Origin of the sequence: Pedobacter sp. JCM 36344 (genome assembly GCF_046546555.1) — a bacterium.
Classification (GTDB): Bacteria; Bacteroidota; Bacteroidia; order Sphingobacteriales; family Sphingobacteriaceae; genus Pedobacter.
The window spans coordinates 80768-94118 of the sequence record NZ_JBKHKK010000013.1 but is presented as its reverse complement, the minus strand read 5'-3'; the positions used below and the strand labels follow the sequence as shown (position 1 = coordinate 94118).

10 protein-coding genes and 1 tRNA gene are annotated in these 13351 nt (G+C 37.4%); 4 read left to right on the top strand and 7 right to left on the bottom strand.

The features are described 5' to 3' along the window. Positions 1 to 390 precede the first annotated feature (390 nt). From ACHFIZ_RS13450 to ACHFIZ_RS13440, 3 genes are all read right to left on the bottom strand, one after another. The gene (locus ACHFIZ_RS13450) at positions 391 to 2079 is read right to left on the bottom strand and encodes a PAS domain-containing protein (RefSeq protein WP_410886747.1); all 1689 of its coding nucleotides are present in this window, start codon (positions 2077 to 2079) and stop codon (positions 391 to 393) included. A 23-nt stretch (positions 2080 to 2102) separates the two neighbouring features. Further along, the gene (locus ACHFIZ_RS13445; RefSeq protein ID WP_410886690.1) at positions 2103 to 3035 is read right to left on the bottom strand and encodes a PAS domain-containing protein; all 933 of its coding nucleotides are present in this window, start codon (positions 3033 to 3035) and stop codon (positions 2103 to 2105) included. A 101-nt stretch (positions 3036 to 3136) separates the two neighbouring features. Continuing rightward, on the bottom strand, positions 3137 to 3337 hold the full coding sequence (locus ACHFIZ_RS13440; RefSeq protein WP_410886688.1) for a hypothetical protein: 201 nt from the start codon (positions 3335 to 3337) through the stop codon (positions 3137 to 3139). 177 nt (positions 3338 to 3514) lie between these two features. Here ACHFIZ_RS13440 and ACHFIZ_RS13435 point away from each other — a divergent pair, with 177 nt between their 5' ends. Continuing rightward, complete coding sequence (locus ACHFIZ_RS13435; RefSeq protein WP_410886686.1) at positions 3515 to 5878, top strand: beta-L-arabinofuranosidase domain-containing protein; 2364 nt, start codon at positions 3515 to 3517, stop codon at positions 5876 to 5878. Between the two features lie 690 nt (positions 5879 to 6568). Beyond that, positions 6569 to 7195: a discoidin domain-containing protein gene (locus ACHFIZ_RS13430; RefSeq protein WP_410886684.1), complete on the top strand. Its 627-nt coding sequence runs from the start codon at positions 6569 to 6571 to the stop codon at positions 7193 to 7195. Positions 7196 to 7843: 648 nt separating this feature from the next. On the opposite strand, the gene ACHFIZ_RS13425 is transcribed toward ACHFIZ_RS13430, so the two are convergent. Then, a complete protein-coding gene (locus tag ACHFIZ_RS13425; protein ID WP_410886682.1) occupies positions 7844 to 8713 on the bottom strand; it encodes an AraC family transcriptional regulator in 870 nt (289 codons plus the stop codon). 127 nt (positions 8714 to 8840) lie between these two features. Here ACHFIZ_RS13425 and ACHFIZ_RS13420 point away from each other — a divergent pair, with 127 nt between their 5' ends. Both ACHFIZ_RS13420 and ACHFIZ_RS13415 read left to right on the top strand, forming a co-directional pair. Continuing rightward, positions 8841 to 9662 carry a phytanoyl-CoA dioxygenase family protein gene (locus ACHFIZ_RS13420; protein ID WP_410886680.1) on the top strand — a complete coding sequence of 274 codons (822 nt, stop codon included), beginning with the start codon at positions 8841 to 8843 and terminating at the stop codon, positions 9660 to 9662. Between the two features lie 5 nt (positions 9663 to 9667). Further along, a complete protein-coding gene (locus tag ACHFIZ_RS13415) occupies positions 9668 to 10501 on the top strand; it encodes a sugar phosphate isomerase/epimerase (protein ID WP_410886678.1) in 834 nt (277 codons plus the stop codon). A gap of 206 nt (positions 10502 to 10707) precedes the next feature. Here ACHFIZ_RS13415 and ACHFIZ_RS13410 read toward each other — a convergent pair whose 3' ends face one another. The 3 genes from ACHFIZ_RS13410 to ACHFIZ_RS13400 form a co-directional block, all read right to left on the bottom strand. After that, positions 10708 to 10866, bottom strand: coding sequence for an Arm DNA-binding domain-containing protein (locus ACHFIZ_RS13410; protein ID WP_410886676.1), 159 nt, complete (start codon positions 10864 to 10866; stop codon positions 10708 to 10710). 312 nt (positions 10867 to 11178) lie between these two features. Next, positions 11179 to 11251 (bottom strand) — tRNA-Lys (locus ACHFIZ_RS13405). Positions 11252 to 11331: 80 nt separating this feature from the next. Next, on the bottom strand, positions 11332 to 13269 hold the full coding sequence (locus tag ACHFIZ_RS13400; RefSeq protein WP_410886674.1) for a KUP/HAK/KT family potassium transporter: 1938 nt from the start codon (positions 13267 to 13269) through the stop codon (positions 11332 to 11334). Positions 13270 to 13351: the final 82 nt, after the last annotated feature.

Here is a 13351-nt window from a genome sequence, read left to right as displayed (position 1 = left end):
AGATCGCTCTACAGGAAATTAAACGTTTGGGTACCAGATGTAATAGGGATTCTGCCGGCGGTAGGTTTGATCCTGAAATTTCAGGAAATGAAATGAATTTTTACGATGTTCATCTGTTTGTGTGCTGTAATTGACACAAATGCACAATTAACGGATAGTTACAGATTCAGTTGGCTCGAAAATGGCTTGAGGATTAATTATGATCCCATTATTGCGACATAGGGAACACTTGTTAATAAAACCTTTTGCACTATACTTTTTTTGCAAATTAAGGACTCAGAGAGAGCTAGAAGCATATTTTGAGGGCAAAGATTCCCTAATATGGCAATGGAATTTTGTAGATCTAAATGATCACTAACTTTTACTTTTTAACCGAAGTAAATTATTTAGCTAATTTGGAGGAAGACAAATAGTAAAGGTGGTACCTCTGTCAAGCTCACTTTCCAATGATAGCGTACCGTTTAGCGCTTCGACGTGGCTTTTAACAAGAAATAACCCTAAACCCTTTCCTTCGGCCTTAGTTTCAAATCTTTTGTAGGGCTTAAAAATTTCATCTTTATGTTTTTCAAGGTCGATACCAATTCCATTATCCGCTACTTGTATAATTAAGCCTTCTTCGGTATTTTGGGCACTTATTATTACATGAGGAACGTGGGCCGATCTATATTTAATTGCATTTGAGATGAGGTTGAAAAAAATACTATATAAATATGCCTTACTTGAATGGTAGACGATCAAATCACCCGAATATCGAATCTTCACACCTGAATGTTCAATGGCTTTTGCAAGGTCTATTTGGATGTTTTCTATTAATTCTCGAAAGTTTACAGGTTCTTGTATTAAAGCAGCAGATCCATCCGTTGCGGATAAGACTTTGCCCAGGTCCTTGATCACGCCATCCAAGCTAGTGACAGCGATCTTTAAGTTTTTTGCGCAATGCTCAAAAGTCTCGGGGTCATCTTTACCCATAAGGAGCAGGTCAGTTATGCCCATAATATTCGCAACCGGAGAACGCAGATTGTGAGAAATTACGTATCCGAATTGCTGGAGCTCCTTGTTTCTTTTAAAAAGCTCATCTGCGAATAATTTTAATTCTTCGTCTGCATTTTTTTGTTGCGATACATCCCGCGCCACAGTTATCCAATGAGTAAACCATCCGGTCTCGTCGGCGATTGGGGTTACGGAAAAATTAATCCAGAACTCTTCGCCACTTTTTTTATAATTAATGGTTGTAACCTCGCAGGATTGCCAATTCCGAATGGTCTCGCTCAGCCGCTTTAACTCTTTTTTATCTGACTTTGGCCCTTGTAAGATTCGTGGTGTTTTTCCGATAAATTCCTCGGCTGTGTAACCGGTCATTCTCGTGAAAGCTTGGTTTACGTAAACAATACGCGGTCCCGGTTCATCAAAAGGCTCTGCTTCTGTAATCAAAATGGCATCATTCGTATTGACAACTACAGATTCCAGCAATTTTAACCACTGCTCTTCTTGTTGGTGTTTCGTAATATCATGCATTGCACCGACCATCCTTGTCGCTATACCAATACTATCTCTAATGACAAACCCCCGATCTACAACGTATGCATATGTTCCATCGGATTTCAGATACCTGTACTCGTCCTTCCAATTTGTATCAGTTCCGCCGATAACAGAATAAATTCCGTCAATTGTTTTAGTCTTATCTTCCGGGTGAAGAAAATCTGCCCATGACCGTATAGGGGAGTACGAGTCAGACGAGTCGTGACCAAAAATCTTTTCAAAGCCCTCTCCCCAATATAAGGTGTTTTTTTCTAAATCCCAATCCCATATAGCATCTGAAGTAGCTTGACTTACAAGGGAATACCTTTGGTTGCTCTCTTCCAGCGACAATGATAATAGTTTTTGAGCGGTGATATCCTGTACCGTCCCATGGAAAATAGCTGCATTCCAAGATTCATTTTTTATCACTTTACCTATTTCGTGAACCCACTTAACCAATCCATCAGGGAGTATAATGCGATATTTTAAGTCGATATCCTGCATCGCTTTCATTGAAGTTTTTTGCGCCGAAACAAATTGCTGTCTGTCTTCAGGATGTATCGTTTGCAGGAAGGATTCGTTATTTAAAACAAAGGAATCCCTTGATAAACCCCATATTTGTATAATTCATCTGACCAATATCGGTTATCTCCATTAACATATGTTTGCCAATAACCTAATTTGGCAATCCCCGTAGCTGTTCTCAGTTTCTCTTCAGAGGATTTTAGTTCATTTTCTGCCTTAAATTTATCGGTAACATCGTTAATGAGTACTAACGAGGCCTGCCGTCCATTAAAATCAACGACATGACCGGTGACCTCAACATTAATGAGACTTCCGTCTTTCTTCTCATGTCGCCAAGTACGCCGATGGATACTTCCGTATATTTCTTCATGAACTGTAGCTGATTCAATCAAGGAAATGTCTTCCTCCGGCCTTATCTGCCTTATAGTCAACTTTAAGAATTCGTCCCTTGTATATCCATATTTAATCAGCGCCTCCTGATTGCAGTCAATGATTTTCAACGTTTCAAAATCCCAGATAAACATAGGAAGCGGATTGTTTTCAAAAATGTACTTATACTTCCTTTCGGATTCAGCAAGCGCTGCGTCTTTTGCTTTCTGTTCTGTGATATCACTAAAGGCGATTGCCTGTCCTTTTAAGATGCCCTGATCGATGATCGGGCTTGAGGAATACCTGATGGAAAAAAAAGAACCGTCAGATTTCCAAAATACTTCCGCTGGTTGTTCCTGAATACAAGAGCTGCTCTTTGATTGACAGAGAGAACAATTATTTTCCGGATAATCACTCCGATCTTTTCGTTTGGAATGAATAAGCTGATGCATATTTGTTCCAATACAGGCTTCCAGATCATAGCCAAGCATGTCAAGCGCTGCCTTGTTGATAAACGTGCAATTGCCCAAATTGTCTATAATGTAAATACCCCGATCGATCGAATCAATAATTAAGGCCAATTCGTTTAATGAATGATTTAGAGGTTTTTGATTTGAGGCCATTGTTTCATGAGACTTTTACGGATCTTTCAACATACTAGTTTATTAAGAGTAAAGAAAATTATCTTCAATGGATTCTATATTTGTAATGTTAAAGTTACGGTTTATTTCGAGTAATAGTCATCCTCCGGTTTTCTCCAATTTTTTTTATACACGGTAATCCAATCATTAAAAATAAAAGTATTAGATAAGTTATAATTTTTGACTATCTCTTTTACTGATTGATTATGATGTATGAATAATAATACCAGTTCTTCCTTAAACTCATCGGTGGAGCTAAACCGCTCCAACATCTTTTCTTCCATTTGGAATGAGTTTTATTCCAAAACTGTCAACCCATAGGTAAATAAGACCTTTGCTAAAAATCACGAATAATCAGTTAAAATCCAATACTTATTATTCACGACATATATTTATGTTTGCCTAAATTGTTGTTTATAACATTCATGATGGATATGAATAGCCTAATAAATATGTAAAAAATGAGATCATATGTCACCCTAATGGTTTTTCTGGTAGGTATTGTTTTTGAGTCTACAGACTTACATGCACAAGATTTTTCAAGATATAAAGTTCAGCCTAAAATAAATTTAAAAGCGCTTCCATTTGACTTAAATACAATTCGTTTATTGGAAGGTAGCCCTTTTAAAAAGGCAATGGATGTAAATGCTAAATATTTATTGCAGTTAGATGCTGACCGGTTTTTAAACCGTTGGCGAATTAATTCAGGGCTAAAAGCTAAAGCATCTTTGTACGGCGGTTGGGAGGCTACTTCTTCGCATATGTTAGGTCATTATCTTTCTGCTTTGGTGTTACAATATGCTTCTACAGGCAATAAATTATTTTTAGAAAAGGCTAATTATATTGTTGACGAGTTGGAAGAATGTCAGACTGCTCGTAAAACTGGTTACATAGGTGGTGTACCTGATGAGGAGCGGATATGGAAAGAAGTAGTGTCGGGAAATGTAAAAACATCGGGTTTTGATTTAAATGGCGGTTGGGTACCCTGGTATATGTTGCACAAAGTTTGGGGCGGTTTAATTGATGCCTACATGTATACCGGAAATGAAAAAGCAAAACAAATTGTTATCAAATTGTCGGACTGGGCTTATACCAATTTCATGAAATTGCCAGATTCTCAATTTCAGCAAATGCTGGAATGTGAATTTGGAGGAATGAACGAATCTTTGGCGGAAGTATATGCAATAACTGGAGATAAAAAATACCTTGATCTTTCCTATAAATTTTATCATCAAAAAGTATTAAATCCGTTGGCAAATCGAGTAGATCAGTTAGGAGGATTACATGCAAATACTCAAATTCCAAAGGTATTGGGTTCTGCCCGTCAATATGAGCTTACTGGTAATCAGCGAGATTATAACATTGCTGATTTCTTTTTTGAGGCGGTTACAAACGACCATTCCTATGTAAATGGGGGGAACAGTAATTATGAGTATTTTTCTCAAAAAGGTAAACTTACGAATCAGATAAGTACAAATACTTCGGAAACATGCAATACGTATAACCTGCTAAAAATGGTTCGACATTTATTTACTTGGCAACCTGATGTTAAATTGGTAGACTATTATGAAAGAGCCTTATATAATCATATTTTGGCTTCTCAACAGCCAGAAACTGGCATGATGTGCTACTATGTAGCTTTACAATCTGGAAAGGAAAAGGTATTTAGTACGCCTTTCGATTCGTTTTGGTGCTGCGTGGGAACAGGAATTGAAAACCACGCTAAATATGGTGAGTCGATATATTTTAAGGGTATAGACGGTGGTTTATATGTAAACCTATTCATCCCGTCTGAACTGAATTGGAAAGAAAAAGGAATTGTTATTCGTCAAGAAACAAATTATCCAGAAGATCAAACGACCACCATTAAGATAGATTCAAAAAAGCCTTCGAAATTTACAGTCTACCTTCGCTATCCCGTTTGGGCTACACATGGTATGCAATTGAAGGTTAATGGTAATCCTTTAAAAATAAATGTCAAAGCAGGCAGCTACATTACTATAAATCGTGTTTGGAAAAAGGGAGATCAAATTGAGGCTACCTTTCCAATGGAACTTTATACAGAGGTGATTAAAGACAACGAAAATAAAACAGCAGTTTTATATGGGCCATTATTGATGTCGGGTGCTTTAGGTAAGGGTAAAGTTACCAGTGCGCAGGTTCCAGTTCTAATTACTAATGGAGCTCCTGTAACTACTTGGATTAAACCTTTAAAAAATAAAATATTATCCTTTAAAACGGTTGGTGTTGGTCGTCCGAACGAAATAGAATTAATTCCTTTTTACAAAATGTATAATCAGAAACACATTGTTTATTGGGACTTATTTACAGCGCAACAATGGACAGAAAAAAAATCAGCTTACGAGACCGAACAAAGAAGACAATCTGAATTAGAGATACTTACGGTTGATATGCTGCGCTTAGGTGAGCAACAACCAGAGTTAGATCACAAGGTAACAGGAGAAAATACTGGAATTGGGGAACACGATGGCGAAAAATTTAGGGATGCTACTTATCGAAAAGATCCAAAGGGTGGTTGGTTTACTTTTGAGATGAAATGCGACCCCACTACACCCTTAGCACTTTACTGCACGTATAATGGTAGTGATGGGGGTAACCGAAAATTTGAGATTCTTGTAGATGGTAAAACTATAAAAACAGAAGAATTAGCAGCAAAAAATCCTGGGAAATTTATTGATTATGTTTACCCTTTGCCCTTTGAATTGACCAAAGGAAAGGAGAAAATTGAGGTTAAATTCCAAGCTTACCCAGATAATGTTGCAGGCGCACTTTTTAAATGCAGATTGGTAAAAATCAAAAAATAATCCTTACCTAAAGGAATTACATTAATCACACAAATTCGATAAAATTGAAATTTACTTTTCTGCTCTTAATGCTATTATTCTCTGGATTTGCGGATGTTGAGCTGCCGGAACTTTTTGCCAATGGCATGGTATTATAAAGAAACCAAAAAATTCCACTGTGGGGTTGGGCAAAAGGAGGCGAAAAAATCGCTGTTCAATTAAAAAATAGCTAAAAAATACCATTGAAGATAAATTTGAAAAATAAAATTGATCTTGACTCTGAAAAAGAAGGTGGTCCATTTGAATTAAAAAATAATGGTGAAATGAGATTACTTCTAAAGATGTATTAATAGGCGATGTGTGGATATGCTCTGGGCAGTCTAACATGGAATTCCCAGTCGATATTACGGCTAATGCAAATAGAAACCGCACAGGCAAACTACCCTTTAATTAGGTGTTTTAACGTTCCAAAAACAGTTAGTGTTCAACCTAATGCTACACTAAATGGAGGGAACTTTATCACAATTTGAAAATGCTTATTGGTATTATCAGAACAGATGTTGGAGGTACCATCATAGAAACGTGGATCAGCTGCAAGGCATTCGATTTTGGAGCAGTCCGTCCGGTGCATACTGTAAAGATATATTTCGTAGAAGATTCTCAACTAAAGGTGCCTAGAACTTACCATTTAGAATACTAAAATGGAAATGTGTGGGCCAAAGTTTTAAACTCAAACGCGTCCTTAGCCAGCAAGAGGGTAATAAAGCCAATACCATTTATTTTGATGAAATCAATACGACTAAACTTAGGGTGGTAATGAAATTGGGTAGCGGTATGGCTGTTGGTATTTCTGAATTTGAAACATGGGGCCCTATATCTGCAAATTTGCAAAATAGCATCACAACTGTTACTGCTAACCTGGCATATAAAACTCGGGCCAATGTATCGGCCTCTTACACTTTAAAGTTCGACAATATAGATTTTATAAATGATGGTTTAGCTCATCCAAACTCTCGCTGGACTACGTTCGAGTCTCCCTCAAAAAGTGACTGGGTTCAGTTCGATTTTCACAAAATACAAGAGATAAATGCTGCATATTTATATTTTTTTAATGATAAGGCAGGGGTACAGCCTCCCCAAGAATACACGATCTTGTATTGGAATGGTGCGGATTGGAAAGCAGTAAAAAGCATGATAAAAAAGCCGGCACAGCCAATTGGAGATTTAAACGTAACCACTTTTAAAAATATTAAAACATCAAAAATAAAGGTTGTTTTTTCACATCGAGGCGAGAAAATATTTACGGGATTGTACGAAATTGAACTGTTTGATAACTAATTGTCAAATCGATAAAAAAATGGTTATAAGGAGATAAAGATCACGTTTTGATCAATGCTTAGTATTTCGCTTTGTGTTAAATTTTGCTGTAAATGTACAAAGGGTAACAAAACCACTAATCACAGGTTATCAAAAAGGCAATGATAACCAACCCGCACGTATTGCTAAAATCGGATACTTTTTATTGCAAATACATAGATGCTTCTGGTACTTTTGCTGTATCTTTTGCTAAAGCTTCAGATTTTGCACTACTAATGGCTTCAGATTTTGCTAGTATAACGGATTAATATCATCGTAATTAATGGGCTCTGGGAATCGGAGGAAATGTTATCTGATGCCCAAAACAAAATATATTTGGTTATTTCGATATTAAATATTTTGGAGAAAATATCATGCTATATGAATTCAGTCATCATACAAGGGTGTATTGTATAAAGTAGAGTCTCTTTCATACTAAGACCGTTACCGATTTTACTGGGCAGAAGGCTAGGAATGATGGTTTTGTGATATTTTAGGTCGCGTATACGTTGGTCATCATATTCTTTATGATGTTTATTTTGGACTAAACATAAAATACGAAATACTTTAACTTCCACACTTGATTTTGCTACTTCCAATATTTGTGACGTTAACATTTTCAAAACATAATTATATCTGTTTGTTGAATTTCTTTCTGTAGGATAGTGGGCTCATTTTCATCTTAGTTTTGAATAATTTATAAAAGTGAGAAATATCGGTAAAACCACTATCAAAGCAGATTTGGGATACAAGCTGGTTGGTGTCAACAAGTTGTTGAACCGAATAATTAATTCTGTACGAGATCACCGTTTCCATAAACGTTTCACGTGTGATCTTTTTAAAATATCTACAAAACGCATTCGGAGTCATGTTTGCTATTTCTGCGGCTATATTTAACGAAACACTCCTTTTAAAATTTTCTACTATGTAAGTAAAAACAGGATTTATTCTTTGTTTATCCGCCAATGACTGCTGTGCATTTATAGCGTCGTTACTCAACAATTTGAAAGACTCTGTGGTAGATAGATCGTGTAAGATTTCTAAAAAGCTCATCAACTGCTTAAAATTGTTTTCCTCCTCTACAAGAGCAATCATGCGTTTTTTTGTAATGTGCTGTATCTCTTCCGAGAATCTGATTCCATTCCCGCTCCTTTGTAAAAGTTCTTGAATACTTGAAAATTCAGGTTTGAAAAAAAAATGCTCTCCCAAAAAATCTTTTGAAAACTGTATCACTATAGAATGTGCATTTATCTCACCTTCAATAATATCGTCTGTTTTCCAACAATGAGGTAAATTAGATCCAAGGAGTACTAAGTCTCCACTAACGTAATCTTCCATGTTGTGATTTACAAAACGCATACCCTTACCCTTTAAAATCAAAGTCAATTCATATTCAGGATGAAAGTGATACGGGGCAGTAAATGCCATTTCTTTAAATGATCTCAACAGAAATGAATTTTGATGAAATGATTGTAGCACTTCGAAAGATGGCTTGTTCATTGGTCTTTTTTATTTCAAAAAGTCAATTTACGAAATTTAAGGTTAAAATAAACCACTTATTTGAGAATTTATCCATTTTTTAGGTATTTCTGATTCATTAAATTTGATCATATCAAAATTAAAATCAATGTCAGCCACCTTAAATAATTTACCCACATTAGATGGTTTTAAAGAAATCTCAAAACAACAAATAAGCGAATTCCACAAAAATGGACATGTACTTATAAAAAGTGTCATCAACAAAAAAGAAGTAGGCGAGTACAGAAATGTAATTGCCAATGCCGCCGATAAATACAATACAGAAAAGCGAAAAATAGAAGATCGGGATACGTATGGTAAGGCCTTTTTGCAGGTCATGAATTTATGGTGCTCTGATGAAAGAGTAAGGCAATTTGTGCTTTCAAAACGTATGGCTAAAATAGCTGCAGACTTATTGAACGTAGAGAATGTGAGAATTTATCACGATCAGGCTTTATTCAAAGAACCTGGGGGAGGACCAACACCATGGCATCAAGATCAACACTACTGGCCGTTAGACACACATAATACCATCACTATGTGGATGCCTTTAGTGGATATTAATACGGAAATGGGCATGCTTACCTTCGCATCAGGATCGCATAAAAAGGGGTGTGTTTTTAATAATGAAATATCAGATGAATCTCAGATAGAGTTTGAGCAATACATAAAAAATGAAAATTTAGAGGTATCAAGAGCAGAAGAAATGGATGCTGGCGATGCAACCTTCCATTACGGCTTCACGATACACAATGCACCAGGTAACCATTCTAAAAAAATGCGCGAAGTAATGACGATCATTTACTTCGCTGATGGTGCACGTATTACACTGCCACAGCACAAATGGCAGGTTAATGATCATAAAACTTGGTTAATGGAATTACCCGTTAGTGAGTTTGCTGCATCTGAGTTAAATCCATTGGTACTATAAAAAATATGCAAATCAAATTCTTCTGCCCGCATTGGGGCCACGAGCACTTATCAAAACAGATATTCGCTGCAAAAGTTAGTGCAGCAGGCTATGATGGGGTAGAAATGGTTGTGGCTACAAATAAAAAAGAAAAATCTGATTGGAAAAAGCAATTCAATGAACACCAACTCTTGTTTATTGCCCAGGTAACAGCAGCTGGTAAGGATGGTGGATTCGAAGAACACTTGAAAGAAACTACCTATTATCTGGAGAATGCAATGGCTATGGATCCGTTAAAAATAAATTCTTTTACTGGGCGTGATTATTTTTCTTTTGAACAAAATATGGAAATCATCCAAATGAATTTAACAGCAGCATCAACACTAGGAATACCCTTGGTACATGAAATTCATCGGGGACGTTTTTCGTTCAGTGCGGCAACTATGAAGCCTTATTTGGATGCCTGTTCAACGCTTAGGCTGAATGCAGATTTTTCGCACTGGTGCTGTGTAAGCGAATCGTATTTACAGGAGAACGAATTATCGGAATTGATGAAGGAAACGATTAGAAGATCATATCATATCCATGCACGAGTAGGTTATCCGCAGGGACCACAAGTAAACGACCCGCGAGCACCAGAGTGGAAGGATGCTTTAAATTACCATTTAACCTGGTGGGATGAGATTGTTTCTCTGCATTACCTGAAAGGAACGGCTCTGTTTACCATTACACCAGAATTTGGTCCGGCGCCCTATTTAAATGCTTTACCATATACACAAAAGCCTGTTGCAGACCAGTGGAAAGTAAATATTTGGATGATGGACCTATTAAAAAAAAGATACAGCAAGTATACTCAATAAAAAACCTAATGAATATGAACACATTCATTAGGTTATGGTAGCCAATAGGTTTGATCGTTTTCTCCAAAATATGTTTTTTAATTGATTAAGCGGTAATGTCATGTCCAGATTTAAGAAGTGCTCCATGCGCATCATATACCATATTCTGCAGCTGGTTTAGATATGCGCTTATTGATCTGGAATTCTCTTTTGTACCGATAGACCTTCTAGATTTGCAATTCCAGCGGGTCTGGTTTGCATGATCTACCAGCTGAAGATTCTGCTCTTTTTACGTTGACGGTAATGCGGATGTAGATTGGCGCAACGCCCTTGATGTAGTTCTTTTGCTTCTTCATGTAGAAGAGCAGGCTAAAATTAGTTTTCATAATGTGAACATTAAGAGTGATCAACCCGAGCCCGATTTTTGGGCAAGAGCTACATCGCCATTAAAAACAATTTAATTAGCGATGTAAATTTAGCGTTGCAGAATGACGTTTACAAGATGCACAGTTATTGAACTAGTTGTAATACAATTGGTTATAACTAATTCGGTGAGTCGTGAACTTTTTTAAAACTACTCACCGAATCACTCACCATTTAGATGAGAATTGGTGCATATTTTGGTGTTTTCCCTAAAAACAAAAACCCTACAATCATTTGATTTGCAGGGCTTTGTGTTGTTTTGATATTGAATCTTGTGATCCCGCTGGGATTCGAACCCAGGACCACTACATTAAAAGTGTAATGCTCTACCAGCTGAGCTACGGAATCATTCTCCTTTTGAGAGCGGCAAAGATAGAATTTTTATTTTATGATGTTAAATAAATTTTAAAATAAATAAATGCTTTAAGTTACTTCACTCTCTTCAAGCGAATTGGTTCTGGAATGTCAACAATTAATGGAACCTGTTCTGTAGTAACGAAGCTTGAATCTAGTCCGAAACCTGTCCTTTCAGACATGCTCATCATCTTCAATACCCGGTGACAGGACATCGTAATACGCTCAATGAAACGTAAGCTATTCGAGTTGGAGAGATTTTTCTCTATCACAACGAAACGGAAATCGCCCGGGATCTTTTGTGCTTCCAGTGATTTGTACTTACTGGTAATGTCAATCTCGCCAGCAGCAACCATTTCTTCAACAACCTTTCTGAAGAGTACATTCACGCGTTGCTCTACTCGGAAACCTAACCTAAAGTCTATTCTAATGAATTTGTCTGGGATCATATAATCCACTTCATATTCCATTGTGTAGGGTTCATCGGTAACGTCAACATGGAGTAACCAGTAAACATCAGCGCGTTTAGGGTGTTTTTGAATGATGGAATAGATCACTGAGGATTCAATCTCTGTATTGAAGTTCGCGCTGGTCAGGTAGACCAGGTTGGAGGCGTATTTGGGAATGGATTCATCAGTGCTAATGTTAGTCAGGATAGGGAAGAATTCCTCCACGTCCGCAAATTTCATGTACCTGTTTCGAATCCGGCGACCGTTAGTCCATGCCCACATCACTGCAAATATGGACAATCCCAGTATCACAGTAAACCATCCGCCATGCAGAATCTTTGCAGCGTTACCAGCAAGGAAGGTTAGCTCTAATATTCCGTATACAACAAGAAAGAATACAACGATATACATTGGCACTTTTTTGCGCATCAGGAACACCGAAACAAGGATTGTGGTCATCAACATCGCCACGGTAATGGAAAGTCCGTAGGCGGCCTCCATATTAACTGATTTTTCAAATATTAATACCACAACGATACACCCTGCCATTAGGATCCAGTTCATCGATGGTACATAGAGTTGTCCTTTTTGCTCACTTGGATAATTGATCTTCACTTTAGGCCACAAGTTTAAACGCACGGCTTCAGCGATTAAGGTAAATGATCCGGAGATTAAGGCCTGACTGGCAATCGAAGCTGCAACAGTAGCAATTAGGATCCCATAAAGTAAGAACCAGTCTGGCATAAGTTGGTAAAAGGGGTTCACATCTCCCAGCTTAGTTCCCTGTAAATGCCATAACCATACACCTTGACCGAAATAGTTCAGGATTAAACAGGTTTTAACGTATACCCAGCTGGTACGGATATTCCCCCGACCGCAATGGCCAAGATCAGAATATAAGGCTTCAGCTCCCGTTGTACATAAGAACACCGCGCCTATGATTAAAAAAGCTTCCGGATTAGTAGTTAGAATGTGATAAGCGTAGTAAGGATTGATCGCTTTGAGGATCTCCGGCATTTGCATAACGTATACTAGACCAAGTACGGCGATCATGGTAAACCATAACCACATAATTGGACCGAAAGCTTTGCCAACCAGTGAAGTACCAAACTGTTGCAATACAAACAAGACAGTCACAATCGCTATTACAATTGGAACGGTCGGCAAATCATGATAGATTAAGCCAAGTCCTTCGATAGCCGAGGAAATAGTTACCGCTGGCGTCATGATCCCATCGGCAAGCAAAGCTGCCCCACCAATCATCGCCGGGATGATCAGCCATTTGGCTTTTCGTTTTACCAAAGAGTAAAGTGAAAAAATTCCTCCTTCGCCTTTGTTATCAGCTTGAAGAGTAATTACCACATATTTGATAGTGGTTTGAAGGGTAAGTGTCCAGAAGATGCAGGACAATCCGCCTAGAATAAGATCTGGAGTGATGAGTCGTTCGCCGATTATTGCTTTGAAAACATAAAGGGGAGAGGTTCCTATATCTCCGTAAATGATACCTAAACTAATTAATAAACCTGCTGCACTTAACTTTTGACTGTGTTTATGACTATTCATCCGTAATAAAAAATAATGCGCCAAATGTATGAAAAAATAAAAGGCTGGTATCAATTAAATACCAGCCTTTTAACTTAATTGT